This is a genomic window from Yeosuana sp. (assembly GCF_057126245.1).
Window position 1 is genome coordinate 1 of sequence record NZ_DBNGMQ010000063.1, and the last position, 13,734, is coordinate 13,734.

Annotated in this window: 15 protein-coding genes; 10 read left to right on the forward strand and 5 right to left on the reverse strand. The window is 34.0% G+C overall.

All coding sequences use genetic code 11. The features are described from left to right. Positions 1–499: hypothetical protein (locus AC15TD_RS07440; RefSeq protein ID WP_484451507.1), on the forward strand; the 499-nt coding region annotated here is incomplete at its 5' end. A gap of 3 nt (positions 500–502) precedes the next feature. After that, positions 503–640: a hypothetical protein gene (locus AC15TD_RS07445; protein WP_484451508.1), complete on the forward strand. Its 138-nt coding sequence runs from the start codon at positions 503–505 to the stop codon at positions 638–640. 166 nt (positions 641–806) lie between these two features. Here AC15TD_RS07445 and asnB read toward each other — a convergent pair whose 3' ends face one another. Next, the gene (gene asnB, locus AC15TD_RS07450; RefSeq protein WP_484451509.1) at positions 807–2,480 is read right to left on the reverse strand and encodes an asparagine synthase B; all 1,674 of its coding nucleotides are present in this window, start codon (positions 2,478–2,480) and stop codon (positions 807–809) included. 275 nt (positions 2,481–2,755) lie between these two features. On the opposite strand from asnB, the gene AC15TD_RS07455 reads away from it, so the two are divergent. Further along, positions 2,756–3,301, forward strand: coding sequence for a DUF2911 domain-containing protein (locus AC15TD_RS07455; protein ID WP_484451510.1), 546 nt, complete (start codon positions 2,756–2,758; stop codon positions 3,299–3,301). Between the two features lie 51 nt (positions 3,302–3,352). Here AC15TD_RS07455 and AC15TD_RS07460 read toward each other — a convergent pair whose 3' ends face one another. After that, entirely contained in the window at positions 3,353–3,982 is a 630-nt protein-coding gene (locus tag AC15TD_RS07460) for a 7-carboxy-7-deazaguanine synthase QueE (protein WP_484451511.1), read from the reverse strand. 104 nt (positions 3,983–4,086) lie between these two features. Between AC15TD_RS07460 and AC15TD_RS07465 the strand changes: the two genes are divergently transcribed. The 7 genes from AC15TD_RS07465 to AC15TD_RS07495 are packed head-to-tail and all read left to right on the forward strand — an operon-like array spanning position 4,087 to position 9,634. After that, positions 4,087–5,631, forward strand: a complete 1,545-nt coding sequence (locus AC15TD_RS07465) for a helicase HerA-like domain-containing protein (protein WP_484451512.1) — start codon at positions 4,087–4,089, stop codon at positions 5,629–5,631. Positions 5,632–5,675: 44 nt separating this feature from the next. After that, a complete protein-coding gene (locus AC15TD_RS07470; RefSeq protein WP_484451513.1) occupies positions 5,676–6,236 on the forward strand; it encodes a hypothetical protein in 561 nt (186 codons plus the stop codon). 11 nt (positions 6,237–6,247) lie between these two features. Continuing rightward, on the forward strand, positions 6,248–7,225 hold the full coding sequence (locus tag AC15TD_RS07475) for a YitT family protein (RefSeq protein WP_484451514.1): 978 nt from the start codon (positions 6,248–6,250) through the stop codon (positions 7,223–7,225). Positions 7,226–7,232: 7 nt separating this feature from the next. After that, the gene (locus tag AC15TD_RS07480) at positions 7,233–7,595 is read left to right on the forward strand and encodes a cupin domain-containing protein (RefSeq protein ID WP_484451515.1); all 363 of its coding nucleotides are present in this window, start codon (positions 7,233–7,235) and stop codon (positions 7,593–7,595) included. After that, on the forward strand, positions 7,595–8,422 hold the full coding sequence (locus tag AC15TD_RS07485) for an alpha/beta hydrolase (RefSeq protein ID WP_484451516.1): 828 nt from the start codon (positions 7,595–7,597) through the stop codon (positions 8,420–8,422). Before AC15TD_RS07480 ends, AC15TD_RS07485 begins: the two co-directional genes overlap by 1 nt. Positions 8,423–8,440: 18 nt before the next feature. Next, on the forward strand, positions 8,441–9,208 hold the full coding sequence (rluF, locus tag AC15TD_RS07490; RefSeq protein ID WP_484451517.1) for a 23S rRNA pseudouridine(2604) synthase RluF: 768 nt from the start codon (positions 8,441–8,443) through the stop codon (positions 9,206–9,208). Positions 9,209–9,211: 3 nt separating this feature from the next. After that, on the forward strand, positions 9,212–9,634 hold the full coding sequence (locus AC15TD_RS07495; RefSeq protein WP_484451518.1) for a VOC family protein: 423 nt from the start codon (positions 9,212–9,214) through the stop codon (positions 9,632–9,634). 2 nt (positions 9,635–9,636) lie between these two features. Here the strand turns inward: AC15TD_RS07495 and AC15TD_RS07500 are convergent, their stop codons facing one another. The 3 genes from AC15TD_RS07500 to ffh form a co-directional block, all read right to left on the reverse strand. After that, complete coding sequence (locus tag AC15TD_RS07500; RefSeq protein ID WP_484451519.1) at positions 9,637–11,304, reverse strand: alpha/beta hydrolase-fold protein; 1,668 nt, start codon at positions 11,302–11,304, stop codon at positions 9,637–9,639. 132 nt (positions 11,305–11,436) lie between these two features. Then, positions 11,437–12,321, reverse strand: a complete 885-nt coding sequence (locus tag AC15TD_RS07505; RefSeq protein ID WP_484451520.1) for a bifunctional 5,10-methylenetetrahydrofolate dehydrogenase/5,10-methenyltetrahydrofolate cyclohydrolase — start codon at positions 12,319–12,321, stop codon at positions 11,437–11,439. 34 nt (positions 12,322–12,355) lie between these two features. Next, on the reverse strand, positions 12,356–13,684 hold the full coding sequence (gene ffh / locus AC15TD_RS07510; RefSeq protein WP_484451521.1) for a signal recognition particle protein: 1,329 nt from the start codon (positions 13,682–13,684) through the stop codon (positions 12,356–12,358). Between the last annotated feature and the right edge of the window lie 50 nt (positions 13,685–13,734).

Here is a 13,734-nt window from a genome sequence, read left to right on the forward strand (position 1 = left end):
TGTACTGCTGTTTACCAGTGTATCATTTTCCCAAATTTCTTATTTACAGTATCGACATGTTCCTCAAAGTGAAGACGCAAAATTCGTTGAGAGAGAGACCAAACACTGGTCTAAAGTAGCAAAAGCTACTATTGATATAGGTCAACTTAGTGGATGGACCTTATGGAGAAAAATAGGCGTTACCAAAGTTGATGCGCCTAATTATGTTTTTGTAAATTCTTATAACAATTTAAAACAATTAGACGATAACGATGCATGGGGCGATAATTTAAGTGCTTTAGGTGCAGTAAAACCAGGCGAAGTAGAAACGAATTCTTTTACCACGCTCACTTTTGATTATTATATTCAATTGGAAGACTTTATGGAAGGCGATTACAAGTACTGCATTGTTAATTATGCCAAACCAACTGACGTTGGTGCGTTTATTGAAGAAAACAGAACCCTTTGGAAACCTTTTCATACCAATAACATTAAAACTGGGAACGGGATGACTGCCTAGGGAATGGCCTCTGTAATATATCCTTCAGGAAATCAAGACAGATTTACAGTAATGACCTGGGATGGCTTTAATAAGTTGTCTAACGCTATGGAACAACTAAGATTCACAACAATGGATGCAAATAATTCTGACAACCCCTAGGCAGACATATTATCAAAATCTAAGATGAATGACATTCTTCCAGACGGATTTGAATACCGTATTTTATACGAACGTGTGATGACTGTGGAATAAACCATTTTTGTTTCTTAATAAAATAAAAAAAAGCCTATATAAAACAGGCTTTTTTTTATGTCATAAGTTTTAGTTAAGACTTTACATAAGCATCATCGTGCACATTAGCAACGGCTCTACCGCTTGGATCGTTCATGTTTTTAAATGCTTCATCCCACTCTAATGCAATTTGAGTACTACAAGCAACACTCGCCTCTTGAGGTACGCTCAAAGCAGCGGCATCACTTGGGAAATGATCTGCAAAAATTGAACGGTAATAAAACTCCTCTTTACTTGTTGGTGTTTGTATTGGAAACTTATATTTTGCATTTGCCAACTGCTCATCAGTCACTTCGGTGGCGACAACTTCTTTCAAAGTATCAATCCAACTATAACCAACACCATCCGAAAATTGCTCTTTTTGTCTCCAAGCAACACTTGCTGGCAGCATATCCTCAAAAGCCTTTCTTACAACCCATTTTTCCATACGTTCACCATTAATCATTTTATCCTGAGGATTGATTCGCATAGCAACATCCATAAATTCTTTATCTAAAAATGGCACACGTCCTTCAATACCCCAAGCTGCCAAACTTTTATTAGCACGCAAACAATCGTACATATGAAGCTTACTTAACTTACGAACCGTTTCTTCATGAAACTCCCTTGCATTTGGTGCTTTGTGAAAATATAAATACCCTCCAAACAACTCATCGGCACCTTCGCCAGATAACACCATTTTTATTCCCATAGATTTAATAACACGCGCCATCAAATACATAGGGGTTGATGCTCTAATCGTAGTGACATCATAGGTTTCAAGGTTATATATAACATCTTTTATGGCGTCTAATCCTTCTTGGATCGTGAATTTTATTTCATGATGAACCGTTCCAATATGGTCTGCCACTTTTTGAGCCGCCGCTAAATCAGGAGACCCTTCTAACCCCACCGAAAAGGAATGTAATTGTGGCCACCATGCATCAGACACATCATCAGATTCAATACGTTTTTGAGCATATTTTTTTGCTATGGCGGATGTGACTGAAGAATCTAATCCACCAGATAACAATACGCCATAAGGCACGTCACTCATTAATTGTCTATGAACAGCCGCTTCAAGAGCTTCTTTTACAGCTTTAATACTGGTTTCGTTGTCTTTAACCGCATCAAATTCCACCCATTCTCTAACATACCATTTTACAAATTGGCCATCTTTACTAGACAAATAATGTCCTGGAGGAAATAATTCAATTTTTGTACAAACACCTTCCAAGGCTTTTAATTCTGAAGCCACATAGAACGTACCGTTTTCATCCCAACCAATGTATAATGGAATAATACCCATATGATCTCGAGCTACAAAATATTCGTCTTTTTCAACATCATAAATGGCAAACCCGAAAATACCATTCATTTCATCAATAAAACTCACTCCTTTTTCTTTATATAAAGCCAAAATAACTTCGCAGTCACTTTGTGTTTGAAAATTATAAGTACCTTCAAATTGTTTACGTAATTCACGGTGATTATAAATTTCACCATTAGCTGCCAAGACAAGTTTTTTATCTTCGCTAAACAATGGCTGCTTTCCTGAAGCAGGATCTACAATAGACAATCGCTCATGCGTTAAAATAGCCTTATCGTTACTATAAATCCCACTCCAATCTGGTCCACGATGACGAACTTTTTTAGACATTTCTAATAATTGTGGTCTTAATTCTTCTGACTGCTGCTTTAAATCAAATGCACATACAATTCCGCACATAACTTTATATTTTTTTAATGAGTTTAATTTATATTCTAATTATTGATGCAAATGTGGTTATATGATATGTATTTAAAAACATATACACAATAAATGATTACAATATAAAACACATAATGTAATTATTTATATAATATGTAATTATAAATTAATGAATTTATTCAAATTTATAAAAATCTTCAATATTACCTTACACATATGATATTTAATAAAACATTAAGAAAGTTCAATGCGTAATTTGCTATTTTTAGACGAAATAAAAAACAAAACATAAGATGAAACATTTAAATCGAATTACAACTTTAACCTTTAGCATTTTAATGCTATTAGCTATTAATGTAACGGCACAAGAATTTAAAGGCTTAGATAAAAGCCCTATGGATGCTGCGGCATTTCCAGCAAACTATAAAGTAGCTGATAAACTAATAAAAATAGTTTATAGCCGACCTCAATTAAATGACAGAAAGTTAAGTGACTTAGCACCTAATGGAAAGGTTTGGAGAACTGGAGCAAACGAAGCTGCCGAACTTACACTTTATACCGACATGAAATTAGGAGACACTAATATTAAAGCTGGAACATATACATTTTATGTAATTCCTGGGGACAAAGAATGGACAGCGATAATTAGCAAAGACCTTAATGTTTGGGGTTCTTATTTTTATAATGAAGCGAATGATGTGGCGAGATTATCTGTTCCTGTTTCAACTGGAAAAGAATCTCTTGAAGCGTTTTCAATTGCTTTTGAAAAATCTGACAATGGCGTACATATGCATTTAGGTTGGGGAACTACCAGAGTTGCCGTACCTTTTACAAAATAAAATTCATTTATCTTTTATAAAAAAACGCCTTGTAATTCCATGGCGTTTTTTTTATGGAATATTTAAATATTTATGTGTTTGAAGTGACACTTTCCATTTTGGGTTTTTCATTACGTAATCAACGATTTCAGGAATTACTTTATCTCGTTTACTCCACTCAGGTTGCATGTATAAAATGCAATTTTTATTCACCTTAGCCGCTTGTTCTTCTGCAAACCTAAAATCATCTTTATTGTAAATAATTACTTTTAATTCATCTGCCCTTTCGTAGACTTCTTTGGTTGGCAACTTTAACTTTTTAGGCGACAAGCAAATCCAATCCCAGATTCCGGTTAATTTGTAGGCGCCTGATGTTTCAATATGTACTTTCAAACCTTCAGCTTTTAACTTTGATGTTAAAAATGTCATATCCCATGTTAAAGGTTCACCGCCAGTAATTACGATGGTATCACTATATTTTTTAGCATTTTCAACAATCGTCATAGCACGTGTTGGTGGATGTAAATCGGCATTCCAACTTTCTTTAACGTCACACCAATGACAACCCACATCACAACCACCAACTCTAATAAAATAAGCGGCAGTTCCTTTATGGAATCCTTCACCTTGAATGGTATAAAACTCCTCCATTAAAGGTAGCATTTCCCCTTTATCAACTAAATTTTGAATCTCTTTTTGCATAAGTGTGCAAAGATAGTATTTTGCTTACTAAATGTTGATAGTTTTATGCACCTTGTTTGTATGAATTCAATAGGAATAGTTATTTTTATACAAAATTATCAAGAATGAGTAATAAAGACGCCTTTTTCAAATATATAATGGATGGCAATACTACCAAAGGCGATTTTATCCCTGTTGGAGCGGCTATGTTAGACGGTGAAACCATTACAGGAGCGCATGTGAAAATTCCTTTAAAAACACTAAATCGTCATGGATTAATTGCAGGTGCAACAGGTACAGGAAAAACAAAATCATTACAGGTTCTAGCTGAAAATTTAAGTGACAAAGGCATTCCAGTGTTACTTATGGACATTAAAGGTGATTTAAGTGGTTTGGCGCAGCCAAGTCCGGGACATGTAAAGATTGATGAGCGCCATGAAAAAATAGGACTTCCATTTGAATCGAAATCGTTTCCTGTTGAGATTTTAACCTTATCAGAACAAGACGGTGTTCGTCTAAGAGCTACCGTTAGTGAATTTGGCCCTGTTTTACTTTCAAGGATTTTAGATTTATCTGAAACGCAAGCTGGCGTTGTCGCTGTTATTTTTCAGTATTGCGACAATAATAAAATGCCTATTCTCGATTTAAAAGATTTTAAAAAGATTTTACAATACGCCACCCAGGAAGGTAAAGAAGAATTTGACGGTGCTTATGGTAGAATTTCTACGGCTTCTACCGGTGCTGTTTTAAGAAAAATTATAGAGCTTGAGCAGCAAGGAGCTGATTTATTTTTTGGTGAAACCTCTTTTGATGTTGAGGATTTATTGAGAATTAACGAAGAAGGTCGTGGTTATATTAATATCATGAGGCTAACAGACATTCAAGATAGGCCTAAATTATTCTCAACCTTTATGTTAAGTTTATTGGCTGAAATTTATTCTACATTTCCTGAACAAGGTGATAGCGACCGGCCAGAACTTATTATATTTATTGATGAGGCTCATTTAATTTTTAATGAAGCTTCAAAACCACTACTCAATCAAATAGAAAGTATTGTTAAGTTAATTAGAAGTAAAGGTGTTGGTCTCTATTTTGTAACTCAAAATCCAACTGATGTCCCTGAAGCTGTTTTGGGACAATTAGGCTTAAAAATACAGCATGCGCTAAGAGCGTTTACGGCAAAAGATAGAAAAGCCATAAAATTGACCGCACAAAACTATCCTGATTCTGAGTATTATGACACCACCGAAGTACTCACATCACTCGGTATTGGTGAAGCTTTAGTGTCGGCTTTGGACGAAAAAGGACGACCAACACCATTGGCCGCCACCATGATGCGTGCACCAATGAGTAGAATGGATGTTTTAACGGAAAACGAATTAAGTAATTTGCTTTCAAAATCAAAACTAGTTAAAAAGTACAACGAAACTATTGATAGAGAAAGCGCTTATGAAATGCTTAACGAAAAAATAGAAAAAGCTGAAGCTGAAGAAGCCAAAGAAAAAGCACGACAGGAAAAAGAAGCACTTCAAAAGGCAGAATCAAAACAACGAACCAAAACAAGCTCCAGAAGACGAAGCACTGCTATGAATCCTGTGGTTAAAGTATTAACGAGCGCCACCTTTATAAGAAGTGTTTTTGGGATTTTAACGAAAGTCTTAAAAAAATAGTTTACATTAAAAAAATCAATTAAACAATAAATTCATTGTCCCACATGTATAAATCATTTTTATTTACAATTCTAATTCTTATCATCGTTTCAAGTTGTAAAGAAGAACAAAACCCTTTCCAAATAACCAAACACAATATTGGCTTACTTACAGACTCAACGCAAGTAAAAGATCTTAAAACTATTTACATTAATGATTCTTTGGTAAATTATAACAGTAATGATTTCACAGGGATCATTAACGATATTGATGTTTTTGACAACTATGGAAAAAAACTTTTAAGTATTAGTCCGCGTCAACCAAATGATTCAACCTCATATATACAAAGTGTTCGCATTAATGATAGCCGATTTCAAACAGAAAAAAAACTTTCTATATTAAGCACATTTAAGGACATCAATAACAATTATAAAATAACGAGAATAGATAATTTAATTAACACAATCGTTATAAGCGTTAATGAAATTAATGCGTCATTTACCATTAGTAAAGAAGAATTACCGGCTAATTTACGTTTTGATAGAGCTTTAAAAATTGAAGCCACTCATATCCCTGATAACGCCAAAATCAAATATTTCTTCTTGAATTGGAATAAAACTAAATAGAAATAAACATAATGAATCCATTTATCTCAAAAATATTAATAGATGTTGCTCGTAAAAGAATAGCGTCAAAAAAGGGTTCTAAAGCGATAAGTAATAAAGAGATAATTCCTGTTGTAAACAATCTTCAGGTGGAATTAACTCATGCTGTTCAAGATTATATTTTTATAATTATTGGTGTGTTTTCAGCAGGTTTTGGTTTAAAAGGTTTTTTATTACCAAACAAGTTTATTGATGGCGGAGCGACGGGTATTTCACTACTACTTGGAAACATTACCACACTTGATTTAGGTATATTATTAGTATTAGTAAACCTTCCTTTTTTAATGCTGGCCATTAAAACCATTCATTTAAAATTTGCCATTAAAAGTATCATAGCAATTACGCTATTGGCTATCGTTGTACATTTTGTTAATTATCCCATAATAACAGAAGACAAGTTACTTATTGCCGTTTTTGGTGGTTTCTTTTTAGGATTAGGTATTGGTATGTCTATGAGAGGCGGCAGCGTGATTGATGGCACCGAAGTACTGGCTATTTATTTAAGTCGAAAATTATCTTTAACCATTGGTGATGTTTTACTTCTTATCAACATTATTATTTTTTCGTTTGGCGCCTATATTTTGTCTATTGAGACAGCTTTGTACGCTATCCTAACATATTTAGCTGCGGCTAAAACCGTAGACTTTGTTGTAGATGGTGTTGAAGAATACGTAGGTGTTACTATTATTTCTAACGAGCATAAAGCCATTCGAACGATGCTTATTGAAAAGTTACAACGAGCTTGTACTATATATGCAGGAAAAGGAGGATTTGGCAAACATAAAGAAAGCTATGATAAAGATATTATCTACACGGTGGTTACACGTCTGGAACTAGCAAAATTGCAAACTGAAATAGATAAAATTGACAGAAATGCGTTTATAGTCATGGGCACCGTGAAAGATTTAAAAGGTGGTATGATTAAAAGAAAACCTATGAAAAAAGAATAACATAGTGATGAAAAAATATACCATTCAAAACAACCCTTTTGTTGTACCAACAACAGATGGAAAAATAATCAAAGAACATTTCGGACTGGCTTCTGATGGGAACTCTAAAATAAGCATTGCCCATATGATTGCACCTGCTGGTTGGAGCGAACCATTTCAAACACCTGAATTTGAAGAATACACATTTATCATTAAAGGAAAAAAACAATTTATTATAGAAGAAGAGACGGTTGTATTAGAAGCGGGACAATCTATTAAAATTAAAAAAAATACCAGAGTTCAATATTCTAATCCATTTACAGAACCTTGTGAGTATTTAGCGATTTGCAAACCTGCTTTTTCAATAGACCATGTTAACAGAGAAGATTAATGGCATCTACATTTGTAAAACTTGTCGGTTTAACAATTAATGGTTTAAGTTATATCTCAAAAAGCTACGCAGCAGATAAAGCCCTATCCTTATTTTCGAAACCAAGAAATGGTCAAATCACTAAAATACAGTCTGATTTTTTAAATACATCTATTAAGAAAGTTCTTTATTATAATTCTAATGAGATAATGACCTACCAATGGTCTGGAAATAAACAAACCGTACTGTTGGTTCATGGATGGGAAAGTAATTCCGGAAGGTGGGAACCTCTTATAAATCACTTAAAAGACAAAAACTATAACATTATTTGTTTAGATGCACCTGCTCATGGCAATTCAGGGAGCCCGTATTTCAATGCTATTTTGTTCGCAGAATTCATAAATGAAGCAGCTAAAACCTTTAAACCAGATATCATTATAGGCCATTCGGTTGGCGGTATGGCCACCGTTTTTTTTCAGCATAAATATCGATTAAATAGTTTAAAAAAATTGGTTCTTCTAGGGACACCTTCAGAATTTACAAATGTGTTGAAACAATACACCGATATGCTAAATTATAATCAACGTATTATAAATCAAATAGATGCTATTGTTTTAGAACGCTTTGGGGCACTTCCTGAATCATTTTCTACAGCGTCGTATATTAAAACTATTCATTTAAAAGGTCTAATTATTCATGATGAAGACGATGACATCATTCCTTATAACGATGCGCTCCTTATTAAGAAGAATTATAAAAATAGTGAACTAATAACCACAAAAGGTTTGGGACATTCACTTAATGATAAAACAGTAACATTGCATGTTTCGGAGTTTCTTGAACATTAAACTTCTTATCTTTGTACTATGGAAGAATCCTTAAAACGAATTAATAAATTTTTAAGCGAAGTAGGTTACTGTTCACGCAGAGAAGCAGACAAACTTATTGATGCCGGACGTGTCACTATTAATGGTGAAGTTCCTGAAATGGGAACAAAAATCAGCCAATATGACGTTGTAGCGGTCGACGGAAAACCGATAGAAAACACGAAAGAATCTTTTGTTTATTTAGCGTTTAACAAACCTGTTGGCATTGTTTGCACCACCGATACGTCCGTTGAAAAAGATAATATTATCGATTTTATTAAGTATCCAAAACGCATTTTTCCTATTGGGAGACTTGATAAACCAAGTGAAGGTTTAATTCTTCTTACGGATGATGGTGATATTGTAAATAAAATTCTTCGTGCCAGCAATAATCATGAAAAAGAATACATTGTAAAGGTTGATAAACCTATCTCACAAACCTTTATTGAAAGAATGTCTGGTGGTATACCCCTAACTGAATTAAATCGTACTACCAAAAAATGTAAGGTCGAAAAACTAAGTACTTATGAATTCAAAATCATATTAACACAAGGCTTGAACCGACAAATACGCCGTATGTGCGAATATTTAAATTACGAAGTTGAAACCCTAAAACGTGTTAGGATTATGAATATAAAGCTCGACATGCCATTGGGAGACTATAGAGAATTAACCAAAGAAGAACTAAAAGAACTTAATGTTTTAATTGAAGATTCTACCAAAACTTATAGTGAATCCATTAAAAGAAAAAACAACAAACCTCAATAGATTATGCCAACTATTTCACCTTTTCATTTAGCTATTCCCGTGCACAATTTAACAGAATGCAGAAAATTTTATCGAGACATTTTAGGCTGCGAAGAAGGCCGTAGCAGCGCGAATTGGGTTGATTTTAATTTTTTTGGACATCAATTGGTGATTCATTTTAAACCAAAATCTGTTGAAGTATTGCATACAAATCGTGTAGATGGAAAAGATGTACCTGTACCTCATTTTGGTGTTGTTTTACCTTGGAATGATTTTCAAACCTTTGCAGACCATTTAACATCCAAAAACATTCAATTTGTTATAGAACCTTATATTCGTTTTGAAGGACAAGTGGGTGAACAAGCTACCATGTTTTTTTATGATCCTGCAGGCAATGCTCTAGAATTTAAAGCTTTTAAAGATTTAACTCAACTATTTGCAAAATAAATCTATTGATATCTCCAACTTGTTAAATCGGCATCAGCTGGTGCCGTTTGCAAAATTCGTTTCATGATTTTAGGAACGTACATGCTGTTATAGCGTAATCTAGAAATATAATTTGGATTCTCGTGATCTCCATTCCAACAATGCTCTGCCCTATCCCCGTAATCTACTTCACCTTCGTAATAAGGTTCTGTTGTACTTTCTAAAAAATCCTCCATTAAATACACGGCATTATTTAAATAATAATTATCCATATCACCACAATAAATATGAATTTTACCTCTTAACTTTTCACCTAATTTAGACCAATCGCGCTCTAAAATATATCTTAAATCATAATTTTCTTTCCAATATTCCGCTACCTCATGATTTATTTTTCCAGACATTTTATCCCAAAGCCTAACAGGATAACCATCTTTTCCTTGAGGAGAATAAGTAGCTTCCCAAATATCAAACTGCCCACCCGACCTCGAATTATCTCCTAAAACCAATTCTAAATGATTAGTTTCTCTTACGGTTGAACTAATATTCCCTAAATAATCTCTATGATCAGGTACCTCAATTTTTTTATGATTACTTTTAGAATAATAGGCGTTTTCCTGTTCATAAATATTTGTCAAACAATACGCCCTAAAATCAATAGGATCAGGACATGCAGCAAAGCATCCATTATATTCTTCAGGGTATGTAACTTGGACAGCTAAAGCTTCCCAACCACCTGTTGAACCACCATACAAAAACCGAGACCAACCTTCGCCTTGTCCTCTAAAAAGTTTTTCTATATATGGTATAAGTTCATACGTTAAGGCATCCCCATATGGGCCTTGATTAGCAGAATTAACGGCATAAGAATCATCATAATAAGGAGTTGGATGTTGAATCTCTATAATTAAAAACCTTGGAAAATCTGGTTCATTCCATCTTTTGTAAAAATTATAAGCTTCTTGCTGATCAATGATATTATATTCGTTAACATGAAATCTCTCTGAATAATCAGGCTCTAAGTTTTCATCTGGCGGCACCGTTCTAAACCCTCCAAAATCTGAAGGGAAATGTCCTTGAAAAACCATCAACGGGTATTTAGCCTCAGGATGCTCATTAAATCCTTTTGGCAAAAGAATATGTGCTCCAAGATATATATCTCGTCCCCAAAACTCTGAAAGCAATTCAGACTTCATTTTAATATGTTTGACCCACTCCGTATCTTTAGGTTCTTCAATCTTCGGAATTACATTATTTAAAACAATATTAAATGATTGAATACCCTTATCGGAAATAGAAATTTTAATTGGTGTGCTATATAAATTACCTGGAGATGTATTCCAGTGCTGTCCTTCCCCATTATCCATGGGTAATTTTACTTGATGTCCCGTTGATAAATTAAATGTTTCATAGGTATGCAAAACGGCTTGCACATAATACGATCCCGGTTTAATTTTGGATAATTGATCATAAGGAAATCCAAAAACAGAATCATCAAAATTCTTAGCTTGTTCTCCAGTCCAATTTTCAACATTCAAGCCAAAAATTGGTTGTGCATTTAAACCTTCACTAACTTGAAAACGAGGTTCGGAATCATCATTGTCCGCAAGTATTAACAAAAGTCTACCATCAAAGTTTTGATGGGATAAACTATCCGATAAATTAACGTTTAAAAAAAGTTTAGTTTGCAATTCTGTCTTGCAGTTGCATAGAGAAAGACATAAGAGAATCATTACCCATTTTAAATATTTCATAATGATATAAAATTTTTAAAAAGGTAGTTAATTAATATGAAATTAAAAACATCTAATTTTCTTAGTAAATTATTTACGTAGATGTTGCCTCTCTCTTGCTAATAAGGTGTTTTTTAAGAGCATAGCAATGGTCATTGGCCCAACGCCACCAGGAACCGGCGTTATAAAACTTGCTTTTTTACTAACATTTTCAAAATCAACATCACCCGTAATAACATAACCTCGAGGTGCAGAATCGTCAGCAACTCTTGTAATACCAACATCAATAATTACAGCATCATCTTTTACCATTTCGGCTTTCAAAAAGTTTGGCACTCCTAAAGCTGAAATAATAATATCTGCTTGTGATGTAATTTGAGTTATGTTTTTCGTGTGACTATGGGTTAACGTAACCGTTGAATTTCCCGGAAATCCTTTTCTACCCATTAAAATACTCATTGGGCGACCTACAATATGGGAACGACCAATAACGACCGTATGTTTTCCTTTAGTTTCAACATCGTATCGATCTAACAATTCTAAAATTCCAAAAGGAGTTGCTGGAATAAACGTGGACATATCTAAGGCCATTTTACCAAAGTTGGTTGGGTGAAAACCATCAACATCCTTATCAGGATTTACCGCCAATAAGACTTTTTGAGTATCGATTTGCGGAGGCAAAGGCAATTGAACAATATAACCATCAATTTCGTCATTATTGTTAAGTTCTTCAATTTTATCTAGCAGTTCAATTTCACTTGTTGTATTCGACATTTTAACTAAGGTTGACTCAAATCCTACGCGTTCACAGGCTTTTACCTTACTACCAACATATGTTAAACTCGCACCATCATTTCCAACAATAATAGCCCCTAAATGAGGTACTTTTTCACCTCGGTCTTTCATTTTTTTTACCTCAGCAGCGATTTCATTTTTAATATCGTTACTAACTTTTTTTCCGTCTAAAATTGTCATATGTGGTATGTTATGTTTTATTTATAAGCTTTAATTAACGCATATTTTGCATCATCTGCATCATTTTCTTACCGCCACCACCTTGCATCATTTTCATCATTTTACTCATTTGATTAAATTGCTTTAACAACTGATTGACTTGCTGCACTGATGTTCCTGAACCTTTCCCAATACGCTTTTTTCTGCTGGCATTAATAATTGATGGATCTGTTCGTTCTTTAGGTGTCATGGAATGAATAATGGCTTCAATACCTTTAAATGCATCATCATCAACATCTACATCTTTTAGCATTTTTCCAGCACCAGGAATCATACCCATCAAATCTTTCATATTCCCCATTTTCTTGATTTGCTGAATTTGCTTTAAGAAATCATCAAACCCAAACTGGTTTTTGGCTATTTTCTTTTGAAGCTTTCTAGCTTCTACTTCATCAAACTGCTCTTGCGCACGTTCTACCAAAGACACCACATCACCCATACCAAGAATACGGTCTGCCATACGTGATGGATAGAACACATCGATAGCTTCCATTTTTTCACCTGTACCAATAAACTTAATAGGCTTATTAACTACAGATTTTATTGAAATAGCGGCCCCACCACGAGTATCACCATCTAATTTGGTAAGAATAACACCATCAAAATTCAACACATCATTAAAAGACTTCGCTGTATTTACGGCATCTTGACCTGTCATTGAATCAACCACAAATAATGTTTCCTGTGGTTGTATGGCCTTATGAATATTAGATATTTCGGTCATCATCACCTCATCAACAGCTAAACGACCAGCGGTATCTATAATAACCACATTAAACCCATTGGCTTTGGCGTGAGCAATACCAGCTTTAGCTATAGCAACGGGATCTGTGTTTCCTTTATCACTAAAAACCTCAACATTAATTTGTTCTCCAACAATATGTAATTGATCTATCGCAGCAGGACGATACACATCACAAGCTACTAATAAAGGCTTTTTTGTTTTTTTGTTTTTAAGATAATTGGCTAGCTTACCAGAAAACGTTGTTTTACCTGAACCTTGTAAACCAGACATTAAAATGATACTCGGATCTCCTGAAAGATTTATACCTTCAGCATCGCCCCCCATAAGTTCAGTTAATTCGTCTTTAACGATTTTAACCATTAACTGACCGGGCTGTAATGTCGTCAATACATTTTGCCCAAGTGCTTTTTCTTTTACTTTGGTCGTAAAATCTTTGGCTATTTTAAAGTTAACATCGGCATCTAAAAGAGCTCTTCTTACCTCTTTTAAAGTTTCTGCAACATTAACTTCTGTTATACTTCCATGCCCTTTTAATACATGTAATGCTTTATCTAACTTATCGCTTAAATTATTAAACATAGTTCCTCTTCTTATTTTAAGTTGCGCAAATTTAAGGATTTGAAGTGTAT

What these genes read in the sequence shown, in the direction of transcription:
- AC15TD_RS07445 (WP_484451508.1), top strand. Translation starts at nt 503, where the DNA reads ATGGCCTCTGTAATATATCCTTCAGGAAATCAAGACAGATTTACAGTA.
- asnB (WP_484451509.1), bottom strand. Translation starts at nt 2,480, where the DNA reads ATGTGCGGAATTGTATGTGCATTTGATTTAAAGCAGCAGTCAGAAGAA.
- AC15TD_RS07455 (WP_484451510.1), top strand. Translation starts at nt 2,756, where the DNA reads ATGAAACATTTAAATCGAATTACAACTTTAACCTTTAGCATTTTAATG.
- AC15TD_RS07460 (WP_484451511.1), bottom strand. Translation starts at nt 3,982, where the DNA reads ATGCAAAAAGAGATTCAAAATTTAGTTGATAAAGGGGAAATGCTACCT.
- AC15TD_RS07465 (WP_484451512.1), top strand. Translation starts at nt 4,087, where the DNA reads ATGAGTAATAAAGACGCCTTTTTCAAATATATAATGGATGGCAATACT.
- AC15TD_RS07470 (WP_484451513.1), top strand. Translation starts at nt 5,676, where the DNA reads ATGTATAAATCATTTTTATTTACAATTCTAATTCTTATCATCGTTTCA.
- AC15TD_RS07475 (WP_484451514.1), top strand. Translation starts at nt 6,248, where the DNA reads ATGAATCCATTTATCTCAAAAATATTAATAGATGTTGCTCGTAAAAGA.
- AC15TD_RS07480 (WP_484451515.1), top strand. Translation starts at nt 7,233, where the DNA reads ATGAAAAAATATACCATTCAAAACAACCCTTTTGTTGTACCAACAACA.
- AC15TD_RS07485 (WP_484451516.1), top strand. Translation starts at nt 7,595, where the DNA reads ATGGCATCTACATTTGTAAAACTTGTCGGTTTAACAATTAATGGTTTA.
- rluF (WP_484451517.1), top strand. Translation starts at nt 8,441, where the DNA reads ATGGAAGAATCCTTAAAACGAATTAATAAATTTTTAAGCGAAGTAGGT.
- AC15TD_RS07495 (WP_484451518.1), top strand. Translation starts at nt 9,212, where the DNA reads ATGCCAACTATTTCACCTTTTCATTTAGCTATTCCCGTGCACAATTTA.
- AC15TD_RS07505 (WP_484451520.1), bottom strand. Translation starts at nt 12,321, where the DNA reads ATGACAATTTTAGACGGAAAAAAAGTTAGTAACGATATTAAAAATGAA.
- ffh (WP_484451521.1), bottom strand. Translation starts at nt 13,684, where the DNA reads ATGTTTAATAATTTAAGCGATAAGTTAGATAAAGCATTACATGTATTA.